This window comes from Paenarthrobacter sp. NPDC089988 (assembly GCF_044748465.1).
In the GTDB taxonomy this organism is placed as follows: domain Bacteria; phylum Actinomycetota; class Actinomycetes; order Actinomycetales; family Micrococcaceae; genus Arthrobacter.
On sequence record NZ_JBIVGD010000011.1, the window covers coordinates 34,912 to 48,218 of the forward strand.

Sequence of the window (13,307 nt, forward strand, 5' to 3'; positions counted from 1 at the left end):
CTGCTCTGCGCGCCTGGCTCGTGTTTTGCCACGCAAAGCGGGCCCCGCAACTGCAGGTCAGCTAATGGCGGCGACGCTGGCGGACGGCGTCCACCACGGGAACTACGGCCAGGATGAAGGCCACGGGCAGCCCATACAGCGCCGTCGACGTGATCCACACGGGTGCAACTCCGCCGTTGAAGGCGATGGCCATGACAGCCGCGACAGCGGCCAGGGAAATGATGGCAACGATCGCGGCGGCAATCGTCAGGGGGCGGCGGTAACCCGTGGAAGTCATGCCTCAACGCTAGCTGTTTGCCGGCGGCCGCCGCTACGCGGGACGGTACGAAGCGGGATTAGGGTGCCCGGCAGGATAACCTTGAAGGAACAGACCCACACGGAGCGGGCTGTCACCCTCGATCCCGCAGGACCCTGTGGATGCGGTGGCGGCCCGACGTGTTTCCACGCAAGAACGAAGAAGGTTGATTACGTGCCCACCGGCAAGGTCAAGTGGTATGACAAGGAAAAGGGCTTCGGATTCCTCGCGGCCGAAGACGGCCAGGAAGTTTTCCTGCCCAAGACGTCCCTGCCCGCGGGCGTCACCGAGCTGAAGGCCGGTACGCGCGTGGAGTTCGGTGTTGCCGACGGCCGCCGCGGCGCCCAGGCGCTGGGCCTGCGCGTCCTGGACAAGACCCCCTCCATCGCCAAGGCCAAGCGCATGAACGCCCGCGACCTGGCACCGCTGGTACAGGACCTGGTCACCGTCCTGGACAATCTGTCCGGTACGTTGTCCTCGGGCAAGTACCCGGAAGGCAACAAGGCCAAGGCGATCGGAATGGCGCTGCGCAAGGTTGCCGACGAGCTGGAAGCCTAGGAACGCCATGACATCGGAATCCGCACGGGATATGGAGGCCGGGCGAGGCGCGCAGGAAACCCCTGCACTCCCCGTTGCCGAGGCTCCTGCAAACGGGGACGCCCCTGCCACCGGGGAAGCTCCCGGGCGGAAGCCCGCTGAACCCAAGGCCGCAGCCCCCAAGCCTCGCGCCGGCGTTCCTGTTTGGCGCACCGGCAAGCCGGACTCTTACCTGGCTGCCGCCGTCGACGTCGCCCGCCAGGCCGTGGAAGGCATTGCCAATCGTGGGGAAGTAGGTGCCCACCTGGGAGCCAAATCGGAAGGCGACCGGGTAGTGACCCACCTCTTCGAATCGAAGCTGGCAGGTTACGGCGGCTGGCAGTGGTATGCGGTGGTCACCCGCAACTCACGGTCCAAGATCGTCACGGTCAGCGAGCTGGGGCTCCTGCCGTCGGAGGACTCCATCCTCGCGCCGGAATGGGTGCCATGGGCCAAACGGGTGCGGCCGGAGGACGAGAAGCCGTTGGTTGAAGAGACCGAGGACGACGTCACCGAGGAGACGGTCAAGGCGGCCGAGGACGATGCCCAGGGCGATGGCGACGAGGATGACGATTCGGGAGAAACCGGGGACGCCGTCGAAGACGCGGACCACTCCGGCCACGACGGCTAGCAACAACTGAAGACACAAAAGGCGCCTGCCGGGAAGAACCATTCCGGCAGGCGCCTTTCAGTGTTTCCGGCCGTGCGGCCGCTGACGGTGTTTACTTCTTCAGTTCGCCAACCACGTAGTCGATGCTGGCGAGCAGTGCCGAAACGTCATCCGGTTCGATGGCCACGAACGTGGCGATCCGGAGCTGGTTGCGGCCAAGCTTCCGGTAAGGCTCGGTGTCCACCACACCGTTGGCGCGCAACACCTTGGCAATCGCCGCCGCGTCGATCGAATCGTCGAAGTCGATGGTGGCGATCACGTTGGAGCGTTCCTCGGCGTTGGCCACGAACGGCGTGGCGTATTCGGAGGCCTCAGCCCACGAGTACACGCGGCTGGCGGAGTCCGCCGTGCGCTTGCTGGCGAAGTCCAGGCCACCGTTGCCGTTGAGCCACTGCACCTGGGCGTCCAGCGTGACCAGTGTGGACAACGACGGCGTGTTGTAGGTCTGGTTCAGCTTGGAGTTGTCGATCGCTGTCTGCAGGTCCAGGAAGTCAGGGATCCAGCGGCCGCTGGCCTTCACCCGGGCAGCGCGCTCCAGCGCAGCGGGGGAGAAGAGTCCCAGCCACAGGCCGCCGTCGGAAGCGAAGTTCTTCTGCGGGGCGAAGTAGTACACGTCGGACTCTGCGACGTCCACGTCCAGGCCACCGGCGGCAGAGGTTGCGTCCACCACGATCAGCGAGCCCTCGTCGGCTCCGTCAACGCGCTTGACCGGAGCCGAGACACCCGTAGACGTCTCGTTCTGGGGCCAGGCGTAGATATCCACACCGGCCTCGGCCTGCGGCGACGGACGGGTGCCAGGCTCGGACTTGATGATGGAGGATGCATCCAGGAAGGGAGCCTTGTTGGTGGCCGCCGCGAACTTGGAACCGAACTCCCCGAAGGAGAGGTGCTGGGCCTTCTTCTCTACCAGGCCGAACGCTGCGACATCCCAGAACGCCGTGGAGCCGCCGATGCCAAGAACAACTTCGTAGCCCTCCGGGGCGCGGAAGAAAGTGCTGAGTCCTTCGCGGATCGAGCCCACGAGGTTCTTCACCGGTGCCTGGCGGTGGGACGTGCCAAGGATGGTGGTGGCTGCGGCGGACAGGGCTTCGACCTGCTCCGGGCGGACCTTTGACGGTCCTGCGCCGAAGCGTCCGTCCTTGGGCAGCAGGTCGGCGGGAATGGTGATGCTGTTGTCGCTCACGGGTGGCTCCAATGGGTATCGGTCAAAGATGGGTCGTGGCAGGTGGCATCAACTGCTCCTTCGACACCCCAATTCTGCCTGACTCGGCGCGCGGGCAGGAACCTGCGGTTGTCATAGTCCGCCACGTGGAATGGTGCTGTCCGGGTGCGCAGGAACGCGGATGAGGATTATTCAGAGTAATTCCAAATAAGCTAAGCTGGAGGAAGCGTCATGGGGCGGCGCCACGGGACCGACCGCCTCGTCTGGACGCGGTACGGTGGACACTACGCGAGAACTGCGTTCGAGGAGAGCTGAGCTGGATGACGGATCTGATCGATACCACTGAGATGTATCTTCGTACCATCTTGGAGCTTGAAGAAGAGAACATCGTTGCTCTTCGGGCCCGCATTGCCGAGCGCCTGCGCCATTCCGGTCCCACTGTTTCCCAGACCATCGGCCGCATGGAGCGCGATGGCCTGGTGGTTGTTTCCAATGACCGCCATCTGGAGTTGACCGAGGTTGGCCGGAAGCGGGCCACCGAGGTGATGCGCAAGCACCGTCTGGCCGAGCGCCTCCTGGCCGATGTGATCGGCCTGGACTGGGCCTATGTGCATGACGAGGCCTGCCGCTGGGAGCACGTAATGAGTGAGCGGGTTGAACGCCGGCTTTACGAGTTGCTTGAGCACCCCACCGAGTCGCCCTATGGAAACCCGATCCCGGGCCTGGAAGCACTCGGTGGGCGGGCCAGCCAGATCTCCTTGAAGGGTGACGTCAACCTCATCCAGGCGATGGACGGCTATGCCACGGATTCACGGGTTGTGGTGAGTAGGTTGGCCGAACCCATCCAGGTTGAGCCCGAACTCCTGACCCAACTCGATGAAGGCGGGATCCGGCCGGGTGCGGCAGTCTCGTTGGCACGGGTAGGGGAGTACATCTCCGTCCGCGTCCCCGGCATCGAGGGCGCCCTCGAATTGCCCCCCGAAGTTGCAGCCCACGTCTTCGTGGCGGTTGGCTGAGCGTAGGACTTTCGAGGCACCTTTCCGAAAAAGGATGGGTGCCTCTTCTGGGTACCGGGCCGGAGTGTCTGATCTCACTAAGATCATCGGGTGCAACGGTGTGACCTGCAGTTTCCGCCGAAAGATGCTAAGGGCCCACCCCGTAAAGCGGCGCTCCGGAAGATAACGAATTTATTACCGAAGGCCTTAATCCCCTATAGTTATCTTCTAGCGCCGATACCAAAGCGTTACCTGATCTGGAGCCGAGCTCTGCCAGCAGATCAGGGGTGTTATCCACTACTGGCAGAGGCGGGGGAACCACCATCGGCTGCCTGAAGAAGCAGCCTTGGGGTGAAGTCCGCAGCAGCAGTGCCTACTTACGCAATTTCCTCCGGGATACCTGTGTGCCGTATGCGCTGCGTGCGGGCCGGGTCTTTGCACTCTCTGATCCGAATCCGACAGCTAACTTCGCAGGCTTTCTAGAGAGGAACAGAGTTTGACATCGCAGAACGTCAGGGGCCGCCGACGCGCGTCCGGCCCCGCTGCTGAGCTGCGGCCAGCCCGCGTCGTAACGGAGATCCGGCCCCGCGACACCCAGCGTCAGGTGCGCCGCCGTAAGAGCCCGTTGCGCCAGGTTGCCGATTTCGCCGCAGCCAGTGGCGTAGGGCAGAAAGCCGGAGTGGCACTGGCTGCCACAGGCCTCGCCCTTACTGTCGGTCTGCCAGCCACAAGCCCCGTTATGGCCACCTCCGAGTCGGGCCAAACAGAAGCTGCCCTTGCCGTCTCCGGTGGCAGCCAGCCTGAGGTTTCCGCGGAAGCATCGGCAAAAATCGACTTCAGCCGTGCGGCGGTGGCTACCAAAGCCGATCCCGACGGCAAGCTCAAGCAGTTGCTCAGCGCCCAGTCCGTCGGCAGCATCCAGGCCAGTTCCTCCAAAGGCACCCTTGGCAGCCCGCTGGACACGCTGTCCACGGCTTCTCCGTTCGGATACCGGGTCAGTCCTCTGACCGGCGGCACCGGCGACTTCCACCGCGGCCAGGACTTCGTTGCCCAGTGCGGCACCCAGGTCCACGCTGCAGCGGCCGGGAAGGTCACGTTCGCTGGGTGGCACGAGTACGGCGGAGGCAACCGCGTCGTGGTGGATCACGGCAATGGCCTTGAAACCACGTACAACCACCTGTCGTCGTTCAACGTCAAGGTTGGCCAGACTGTTAACCGCGGTGACGTCGTAGCCCTGAGCGGCACCACAGGTGCCTCCACGGGCTGCCACCTGCACTTCGAGGTCCAGGTCAACGGCGAAGTCGTGGACCCCATGGGCTGGCTCTAAGCAAAGTCGATGGTCGTCTCTCGCATTCGCGACACACCCCGTGACCTGAATGTGACATTCGTGTTCAACTGTTGTACCGTCTAAAGCGCATCGGCTTTTTAGGGGGCCGATGCACTTGAGTGGATTGCCTAGCTCTGCCACCACTCAGGGTCCGTTCGCATAATTCGTCTGGCAGGGGCGGGGGAACCACTTTTGGTCTTCGAGAGAAGGCCTTGGGGTTAAGTCACAAAGCTTCCCGAAGCGCGTGGCCGGATGACTCCCATCCGAATCCGACAGCTCACCTCGCAGGCATTGGGAGAGGCTACCTACGTGTCATCACGCACTACTTCTGCGCGCCACCGCGCCGAGACGGTTCACCCGTTGAACACTCTTTCGAAGGCTGTTTCAGCGAATGCCGGAACCGTTGGCCGCCAGGCCGCAGTTCTCGCGGCGGCCTCCGGCCTCGTCCTCAGCGTCGGCCTTCCGGCCCAGGCAGCGGACACCGATGTTTCCAAGGCCGAGACGAGCACGCAGCAACTCCTCACCACCGAGGTTGTCACTGCTGAGCCCACGGCCACCGTTTCCTTCGAGAGCCCCGTTGTGGCCACCAGGGAAGCCCCGAAGATCCAGCGCGCTTCGCAGACCACCCAGCGCTCGCAGACCGCTGGTAACCAGACCACTGGTGGCCAGGCCGCAGGCGCCCTCACCGCACAGTCTTCAAACGCCAAGGAAACGGCCTCCAGTGCCGCAGCTTCCGGCCTCGCCGCAATCGCCTACACGGGCATCGGCCACCCTTACGTTTGGGGCGGCACCACCCCCAACGGCTGGGACTGCTCCGGCTTCACCCAGTGGGTCTACGCCCAGGCCGGCATCAGCATTCCCCGCGTCAACGCCTGGACTGCCATGAAGGCCACCAGCACTCCGCAGCCGGGTGACCTGGTCATGCAGAACGGCGGCGCACACGTTGGCATCTACGTCGGCAACGGCATGATGATCAGCGCCCTCAACCCGAGCCAGGGCACCTTGCTTCACTCGGTGGCTTCCACCGGCACGTCTTCATTCTTCACCCTCCGCTAAAACCCCGTTCGGGGTACGCCAGCATGCCCCCCAAGTGCTGGCTTGCCCACAAACCGCACGTGCCCCAACCGCGTGCGGAAACGAAAAGAGATCAAAATGACCAGTGCACACAAGGTTGCACGGCACCGAGCTGAGGCCCCCAAGACCAGCTCCCTTGCCGTGATCGCGAAGGCTGTCAGCGACAACGCCGGTGGCGTGGGCCGCCAGGCAGCTGTGATCGCTGCCGCTTCAGGACTGGTCTTGACCAGTGGCGTTGCTGCGAACGCCGCCGATACCAACGTCCAGCGTGAGTCCACCGCCACCACGGCCCTGGACGTCCAGGCAGTCACTCAGTCCACCATCGCTGCCGATTCCACCGTGGCCATCTCCTACGAGAGCCCGGTCGTCACCACAGTGGAGGCTCCGGCTCCCGTCGTTGAGAAGCCCGCAAAGAAGGCCGCGTCCGGCTCCACTGCTACTACTGGCGCCAGCGCCACCGTGGCCGTCAGCAACCCGGCCACGGCCGCCAAAGCTCCAGCGGCGTCCAGTGGCCTCGGTGCTGCCATCGCCGCGGCGGCCTACGCCCAGCTCGGCGTGACCCAGGATTGCACCATGCTGGTAACCAACTCGCTGGCCGCTGTGGGCATCAACTTCCACGACTGGCCCGCCGGCTACCTCTCCCTCGGCCGCACCGTCAGCGCCGCCGAAGCGCAGCCGGGCGACCTCGCGTACTACGCCAACGGTGGTTACGGTGGAATGGCACACATCGCCGTGTACGTCGGTAACGGCATGGCAGTGCACGGTGGATGGAACGGATCCACCACCGCACTCTTCAGCGTGAACGTCGGCTCCGGCCCGGTCTTCATCCGCGTGAACGGCTGATACAAATTCTTTGAACGCCCCGCAGGAATCCCTGCGGGGCGTTCCGCTTTAAGCCCCCGCAGAGGGCCAGGCAAGGTGGCCCGCACATGAACATTCGCCGACACTGCCCGGGAACCGGTCCGAAAATTCGTTGATACGGCATATAAGTGCTTACCCTTATGGTGTCGATCCACAGCCCGTACATGCAGAGGGCAGCCGGCCCTCGTGCCCCTGACGGGTGCGGCCGTGAAGAGGTACGTGCATGCGCACACTCGTTCTGAATGCTGGATATGAACCGCTGGCGGTAGTAACCTTCCGCCGGGCGCTGGTCCTTGTGCTGACTGGGAAAGCTAGCGTAGTGGCCGAAGGCGGCGAACCTGTCGTCGGGCCACAGGAGATTCTGGGACGTCCGTCCGTGATTCTCCTCAACCGCTACATCCGTCCCCGGTACAACAGGATCACCGCTGTGAGCCGTCGCGGGGTGCTCCGCCGCGACGGCCACCGTTGCGCCTATTGCGGGAAGACAGCGCACACCATAGACCACGTCCACCCCAAATCCAGGGGCGGCGCGGATTCCTGGGAAAACCTGGTTGCGGCGTGCTTGAAATGCAATAACGCCAAGAGCAACCAGACGCTCGCCGAGATGGGCTGGAAACTTCGGTTCACCCCCGGCGTGCCCACGGGAACCATGTGGCAGATCAAAGAACTCGAGAAACCTGCGCCGGATTGGGACCCGTTCCTCTTGCCGGAATCCGCTGCCTGATCGATTTCTGTTGTGCTCCGTCCCTGCGGGTAATCTGGGCGGATGGAGTTCAACGCCGTGATCCTGGCGGGTGGCAGGGCCACCCGCCTCGGTGGCGTGCCCAAGCCGGAGTTGAAGTACGACGGCGCGAGCCTCCTTTCGCACGCCCTGGACGCAGTCCGGGGTGCTTCGCGGACGGTGGTGGTTGGGCCGCACCAGGAAGGCCTTCCGGAAAGGATCCTGTCCGCGCGCGAGGAGCCCGCATTCGCAGGACCGGCGGCGGCGATTGCCGCGGGGCTTGCCGCACTTGAGGCTGCTGATCCGGCTCCGTGGACCTTGGTGCTGGCCTGCGACATGCCGCACGCCTCACGGGGCGTGGCGGCCATCCTTGAGGGAGTTGAGGGGCATCATGGCACCGAAGGAGCCATGGCAGTGTCTTCCGACGGCAGGCAACAGCCTCTCCTTGGTATCTACAGCACGCAGGCACTGGAACGCGAAGTCGGTGCAGCCCAGTCGTTAACGAACGCATCTGTCTTCAAGCTGCTTGCTAGGCTGAACGTGCTGGCTGTTGCCGTTCCCGATGGCTCCACGGACGATGTGGATACGTGGGAGGACGCCGCGGCCCTGGGCATTGACAACGACTTGGAGGCGGACGTGAAAAGCCAGGACGAGACACTCGAAGAATGGTGCCGCATGCTGCTGCAGGCCTTTGAGCTTGAGGGCGTGGACGTGGACGTCAACGAGATCCTTGCCGTAGCCGGCGTGGCCGCGCACTCCGTGGTACGTCCCGCGGCGCCCTTGACCACGTTCATCGCGGGTTACGCGGCCGGAATGGCGCGCGGCATCGGCCAGGCCAACGAAGATGCCGCCATGGCCGCCGCCCTCGACCTTGCCCGCCAGGTAGCCAAGCAGTATGCGGAGCCCGGGGCCGAAACCGAATGACGGAGGCCCCCGAACAGGGCCACCATGCGGCGCATACCTGGCACGAAGCCAGGCAGCGTGCGTTCGACGTCGCCACTCCCATACCCGCAAGCCCTGTTCCGCTGCGCGCGGCGTTGGGGCGGACCCTTGCCCAGGACGTGCTTGCCCTGCAGGACATGCCGCACTACGCGTCGTCGGCCATGGATGGTTGGGCCGTGAACGGCAGCGGTCCGTGGATCCTCAACGAACCCGGCCAGCGGCTGGCACCACACCAGGCCAGCCCGATCGTCACCGGCGGGCTGATTCCACCCGGTGCCAAAGCGGTTCTCCGCAGCGAAAGCGGCATCATCGCCACGGACGACGACGGCCTGCCGGTTTTGGCGCTCGGCGGCACCGCGAAGCCGGGGGAGCCGCGCAACGGCCAGCACATCCGCAAGGCGGCCGAGGAAGCTGCTGAGGGCGAGGTCCTGCTGAAGAAGGCAACGGTGCTGAACCCCGCGCACCTGGCCGTCGCGGCCCTGGCCGGCCTGGACGAACTCCCTGTCCTGGGCAAACCCTTGGTGAGGTTCCTCCTTACCGGGTCCGAGGTGGTTGAACAGGGCGTCCCTGCCCCCGGACAGGTCAGGGATACCTTCGGGCCGCAGCTGGGTTCGGTGGTGGAGCTCCTTGGCGGGATCGACGGCGGGCTGGTCCGTGTGGGCGATAACTACGGGGAGTGGCTCGCGGCGCTGCAGGACGCGGAGCCGGGCACCCTGGAAGCGGGCATGACGGAACTGGGCACTACGGAACTGGACAAGACGGAACTGGGCGCCGACGCAGACCCGCCTGCCGACGTCGTTATTACTACTGGCGGGACCGGACGCTCGGGAACTGACCATTTCCGCAGGGCCGTAGCGGAGTTGGGCGGGACGCTGCTGATTGATGGGATCGCCATGCGTCCCGGGCACCCGGCCGTTCTGGCGGAACTGCCGGATGGCCGCTTCGTCCTGGGCCTGCCGGGGAACCCCCTCGCAGCCATGATGGCCCTCTTTACCGTGGGCGGACCGCTGCTGGCAGCCCTGGGCCACGGACGCCTCGGAGATGTGGGCGAAGTACCGTGCGGTTCCATGATCGATGCCGACCCGGGCCGCACGCGTTTGATGCCGTTCAAGCTGGTTTACGGGCTGGCGTCGCCGTCCCAGCATGCCGGGCCGGGAATGATGCGCGGGTTGGCAGGAGCGGACGGCGTCATGGTGGTGCCTCCCCACGGGGTGCAGATGGGCGAACCGGTGCAAGCCTTCCCGCTGCCGTGGGGAAAACCGCTGCCCGCTCCCAAAGCTGCCGGGGACAAACCGCGCAAGGCCCCCGTTCGCACCGCAAAGAAGCCATCGGCGGGACCGGTGGACTGGAGCGCGCTGGACGCCTGACGCTGTCCGTGGACGCGGGTGGCGGCTTTGCCGCCGGGCTTGTAATGATGGACACATGAACAGGCATGCCCCAGAACAGGACATCAACGAGGATGACCTGCAGATCCACCCGCCCAAACGAGCTGCTGCCGGCCTGAAGGCCGTGAGCGTCGCCCTCGAACGGGGCTACTCCCAGGCCGGTGTGGCCCGTACGGTCCGGTCCATGCTCCGGGTCAACCAGCGTGATGGCTTCGACTGCCCGGGTTGCGCCTGGCCGGAGTCCATTACGGGCCGGCGAAGCCCTGCGGAGTTCTGTGAGAACGGCGCCAAGGCGATCGCCGAAGAAAGCACCACCCGTACCGTCGGCGCTGAATTCTGGGCCGAGCACTCCATAGCGGACCTCGAAGACAAGACCGAGTGGTGGCTGGGCAGCCAGGGCCGCATTGCCGAACCCGTGGTCATCAGGCCGGGGGACACCCACTACTCGCCCATCAGCTGGACCGACGCGTTTGCCTTGATCGGCGAGCACATCAACGCCTCCACGCCGGATCGCTGCGTGTTCTACACCTCGGGCCGGACGGCCAACGAAACAGCGTTCATGTACCAGCTGTTTGCGAGGAGCCTGGGCACCAACAACCTGCCGGACTGCTCCAACATGTGTCACGAGTCCTCTGGAAGTGCCCTCAACCCCACCATCGGCATTGGCAAGGGAACGGTGTCCTTGGAGGACCTCCACCACGCCGAGCTGGTCTTCGTGGTGGGGCAGAACCCGGGAACCAACCATCCCCGTATGTTGTCCGCCTTGAGTGACTGCAAGCGCAACGGAGGCAAGGTTGTGGCCGTCAACCCGCTTCCCGAAGCGGGCCTGCTGAACTTCAAGGATCCCCAGTCCCTGAACGGCGTCATTGGCGGCGGAACCACCATTGCGGACGAGTTCCTGCAGATCAAGGTTGGCGGAGACCTCGCACTGTTCCAGGCCTTGGGCCACTTGCTCCTGGAGGAAGAAAAGCGCAATCCCGGCACGGTGGTGGACAAGTCCTTCATTGGCAAGCAGACGGAGGGCTTCGAGGCCTACTCCCGGGCACGCTCCGTGCTGGACTGGGACGAGACAGAACGGGCCACCGGCCTCTCCCGCGAGGAGATCATCAAAGTCGCGGGCATGATGGCCGCCTCCAAGGGCACCATCATTTGTTGGGCCCTGGGACTGACCCAGCAGCCGCATTCGGTGGACACCCTCAAGGAGATCATCAACCTGCTCCTGCTGCAGGGAAACTTCGGCAAGCCCGGCGCGGGCGCCTGCCCCGTGCGCGGCCACTCCAACGTGCAGGGCGACCGCACCATGGGTATCTGGGAAAAGCCCAAGGAATCGTTCCTGGAGGCTTTGGACAAGGAATTCGGTTTCCGGATGCCCCGGGACCACGGCTACGACTCGGTGGAAACCCAGCACGCCCTGGAAAAGGGCGAGGTGGACGTCTTCGTGTCCATGGGCGGGAACTTCGCGGCTGCCGGTTCCGATACCAATGCGCTGGAGGCCGGACTCAAGACCGCGGGCCTCACGGTCCACATTTCCACCAAGCCCAACCGTGCCCATGTGGTGCACGGCCGGACGTCCCTGATCCTGCCCACGCTGGGCCGCACGGACACTGATGACAAGCACCCGAAGGGCCGGCAGTTCCTCTCCGTGGAGGACTCCATGTCCGTCATCCACAAGACCCAGGGAAGGCTGGCGCCTGTCTCCGAACACTTGCTGAGCGAGCCGGTCATTGTTGCCCGGATGGCCCAGGCCACCTTTGGCGACGACCACGAGGTGGACTGGCGCGCCATGGCCGAGGACTACGACGTGATCCGGGACCACATCTCCCGCGTCATTCCGGGCTTCGAGGACTTCAACGCCCGGGTCCGTACCAAGAACGGTTTTGTCCTGCCCAACCCGCCACGCGATACCAGGACCTTCGCCACGGACATTGGCAAGGCAAGGTTCACGGTGAGCCCGCTGGAGTACCTCGAAGCCCCTGCCGGGCACTTGATCCTGCAGACCGTACGCAGCCACGACCAGTACAACACCACGTTCTACGGCTTGGATGACCGGTACCGCGGGGTATCCGACGCCCGCCGCGTGATCCTGGTCCACGAGGACGACATCAAGGAACTCGGCTTCCAAGACCGGGACCTGGTGGATGTCATCTCCACGTTCGCGGGGACGGAGCGCCGGGCGAACAAGTTCCGGCTCATCGCTTACCCGACTGCCAAGGGCTGCGCGGCCGCCTACTTCCCGGAGGCCAACGCACTGGTCCACCGGGAGCTGGTGGCGCGGGAGTCCAATACACCGGGATACAAGGCCATGACCGTGCGGTTCGTCCCGCATGCAGAGGAAGAAGCCTGACATGGGACGCGTCACCCAGCGCCGAAAACTGCACAAGTTCGTCCTGGACGGATCGCCCCAGGCCATGGAGCACCCCGTCCGGTACAAGGAAGACGTCCTTGCAGTCGAGGAACCGCTGGAAATCCGGCTGGGGGAGATGTCCTTCTCGGTAACCATGCGCACGCCGGGCGACGACTTCGATCTCGTTGCGGGTTTCCTGGTCTCCGAGGGCGTCATCTGGGAGCCCGGGCAACTGGTCTCGGAACGGTTCTGCGCGGGGGAGGACGAGGACGGCGTGCAGACGTTCAACGTCGTCGACGCCCAGTTGCGTCCCGACGTCGAACGTCCCGAAACGGGCCGCAACGTCTACACCTCAAGTTCGTGCGGCATTTGCGGCACCGATTCCATTGAGGCCGTCCGCAAGTCTTCGCACCACAGCCCCAAGGAAGATCCCGTGACGGTGCCGGTACGGGCACTGGCTGCCCTCCCGGACAGGCTCCGGGAAGCGCAGGCGGTTTTCGCCAAGACCGGCGGCGTCCATGCTGCCGGGCTCTTCCGGGTTGACGACGACGGCACCTCCGAGCTGCTCTGCCTGCGGGAGGATGTGGGTCGCCACAACGCGGTGGACAAGGTGATCGGCTGGGCGTTGCGGGCCGGGAAGCTGCCGCTTCACGGCACGGTCCTGCAGGTCTCCGGACGGGCGTCCTTCGAGCTCGTGCAGAAGGCCGCCATGGCCGGCATCCCCGTGCTGTCCGCTGTCAGCGCCCCCTCCAGCCTTGCCGTTGAACTGGCAGCCGAAACGGGCGTGACGTTGGCCGGCTTCAGCCGCGGCCACAGCATCAACGTGTATGCCGGCGTCGAGCGGATCCTGCAGGATGTTCCCGTCTCCGCGGACGTGGCGGGCCAGGGATAGTTCCCCATCACTTGGCTATTGTGCTGGAACAACGTAGATTTTATCCATCGAATGGAATCGCCG

The 13,307-nt window shown here is 64.8% G+C and carries 13 protein-coding genes and 2 riboswitches; of the genes, 11 read left to right on the forward strand and 2 right to left on the reverse strand.

Translation table 11 applies throughout. The annotated features are described in order from the left end of the window. Positions 1-61 precede the first annotated feature (61 nt). Positions 62-277 carry a hypothetical protein gene (locus tag ACIPV6_RS13975; protein ID WP_400271450.1) on the reverse strand — a complete coding sequence of 72 codons (216 nt, stop codon included), beginning with the start codon at positions 275-277 and terminating at the stop codon, positions 62-64. 192 nt (positions 278-469) lie between these two features. Between ACIPV6_RS13975 and ACIPV6_RS13980 the strand changes: the two genes are divergently transcribed. Beyond that, a complete protein-coding gene (locus tag ACIPV6_RS13980) occupies positions 470-853 on the forward strand; it encodes a cold-shock protein (RefSeq protein ID WP_397323143.1) in 384 nt (127 codons plus the stop codon). Positions 854-860: 7 nt separating this feature from the next. Further along, positions 861-1,502: a DUF3027 domain-containing protein gene (locus ACIPV6_RS13985; protein WP_400271451.1), complete on the forward strand. Its 642-nt coding sequence runs from the start codon at positions 861-863 to the stop codon at positions 1,500-1,502. A 91-nt stretch (positions 1,503-1,593) separates the two neighbouring features. On the opposite strand, the gene serC is transcribed toward ACIPV6_RS13985, so the two are convergent. Further along, positions 1,594-2,724 (reverse strand): phosphoserine transaminase, encoded by a 1,131-nt coding sequence (serC, locus tag ACIPV6_RS13990; RefSeq protein ID WP_400271452.1) that lies wholly within the window; start codon positions 2,722-2,724, stop codon positions 1,594-1,596. A gap of 299 nt (positions 2,725-3,023) precedes the next feature. Here serC and ACIPV6_RS13995 point away from each other — a divergent pair, with 299 nt between their 5' ends. The 9 genes from ACIPV6_RS13995 to fdhD all read left to right on the forward strand — a co-directional run bounded on the left by ACIPV6_RS13995 (position 3,024) and on the right by fdhD (position 13,244). Further along, positions 3,024-3,719, forward strand: coding sequence for a metal-dependent transcriptional regulator (locus ACIPV6_RS13995; protein ID WP_400271453.1), 696 nt, complete (start codon positions 3,024-3,026; stop codon positions 3,717-3,719). A gap of 230 nt (positions 3,720-3,949) precedes the next feature. Next, positions 3,950-4,190: riboswitch (cyclic di-AMP (ydaO/yuaA leader) on the forward strand. Between the two features lie 4 nt (positions 4,191-4,194). Then, positions 4,195-5,025, forward strand: a complete 831-nt coding sequence (locus ACIPV6_RS14000) for a M23 family metallopeptidase (RefSeq protein WP_400271454.1) — start codon at positions 4,195-4,197, stop codon at positions 5,023-5,025. Between the two features lie 146 nt (positions 5,026-5,171). Further along, positions 5,172-5,330: riboswitch (cyclic di-AMP (ydaO/yuaA leader) on the forward strand. Positions 5,331-5,385: 55 nt separating this feature from the next. Then, on the forward strand, positions 5,386-6,081 hold the full coding sequence (locus tag ACIPV6_RS14005) for a C40 family peptidase (RefSeq protein WP_400271455.1): 696 nt from the start codon (positions 5,386-5,388) through the stop codon (positions 6,079-6,081). Positions 6,082-6,177: 96 nt separating this feature from the next. Further along, positions 6,178-6,942, forward strand: a complete 765-nt coding sequence (locus ACIPV6_RS14010) for an NlpC/P60 family protein (RefSeq protein ID WP_400271456.1) — start codon at positions 6,178-6,180, stop codon at positions 6,940-6,942. 241 nt (positions 6,943-7,183) lie between these two features. Then, a complete protein-coding gene (locus tag ACIPV6_RS14015; RefSeq protein WP_400271457.1) occupies positions 7,184-7,684 on the forward strand; it encodes an HNH endonuclease in 501 nt (166 codons plus the stop codon). A 42-nt stretch (positions 7,685-7,726) separates the two neighbouring features. After that, positions 7,727-8,605, forward strand: coding sequence for an NTP transferase domain-containing protein (locus ACIPV6_RS14020; protein ID WP_400271458.1), 879 nt, complete (start codon positions 7,727-7,729; stop codon positions 8,603-8,605). Beyond that, on the forward strand, positions 8,602-9,990 hold the full coding sequence (locus ACIPV6_RS14025) for a molybdopterin molybdotransferase MoeA (RefSeq protein WP_400271459.1): 1,389 nt from the start codon (positions 8,602-8,604) through the stop codon (positions 9,988-9,990). Before ACIPV6_RS14020 ends, ACIPV6_RS14025 begins: the two co-directional genes overlap by 4 nt. A gap of 55 nt (positions 9,991-10,045) precedes the next feature. Further along, positions 10,046-12,352: an FdhF/YdeP family oxidoreductase gene (locus tag ACIPV6_RS14030; protein WP_400271460.1), complete on the forward strand. Its 2,307-nt coding sequence runs from the start codon at positions 10,046-10,048 to the stop codon at positions 12,350-12,352. 1 nt (position 12,353) lies between these two features. After that, the gene (gene fdhD / locus ACIPV6_RS14035; RefSeq protein ID WP_397323128.1) at positions 12,354-13,244 is read left to right on the forward strand and encodes a formate dehydrogenase accessory sulfurtransferase FdhD; all 891 of its coding nucleotides are present in this window, start codon (positions 12,354-12,356) and stop codon (positions 13,242-13,244) included. Positions 13,245-13,307: the final 63 nt, after the last annotated feature.

Bases quoted from the DNA above. Each gene is read 5' to 3' on its own strand.
- ACIPV6_RS14030 (WP_400271460.1), top strand. From the start codon at position 10,046: ATGAACAGGCATGCCCCAGAACAGGACATCAACGAGGATGACCTGCAG.
- ACIPV6_RS14025 (WP_400271459.1), top strand. From the start codon at position 8,602: ATGACGGAGGCCCCCGAACAGGGCCACCATGCGGCGCATACCTGGCAC.
- ACIPV6_RS13995 (WP_400271453.1), top strand. From the start codon at position 3,024: ATGACGGATCTGATCGATACCACTGAGATGTATCTTCGTACCATCTTG.
- ACIPV6_RS14015 (WP_400271457.1), top strand. From the start codon at position 7,184: ATGCGCACACTCGTTCTGAATGCTGGATATGAACCGCTGGCGGTAGTA.
- ACIPV6_RS14020 (WP_400271458.1), top strand. From the start codon at position 7,727: ATGGAGTTCAACGCCGTGATCCTGGCGGGTGGCAGGGCCACCCGCCTC.
- ACIPV6_RS13975 (WP_400271450.1), bottom strand. From the start codon at position 277: ATGACTTCCACGGGTTACCGCCGCCCCCTGACGATTGCCGCCGCGATC.
- fdhD (WP_397323128.1), top strand. From the start codon at position 12,354: ATGGGACGCGTCACCCAGCGCCGAAAACTGCACAAGTTCGTCCTGGAC.
- ACIPV6_RS14010 (WP_400271456.1), top strand. From the start codon at position 6,178: ATGACCAGTGCACACAAGGTTGCACGGCACCGAGCTGAGGCCCCCAAG.
- ACIPV6_RS13985 (WP_400271451.1), top strand. From the start codon at position 861: ATGACATCGGAATCCGCACGGGATATGGAGGCCGGGCGAGGCGCGCAG.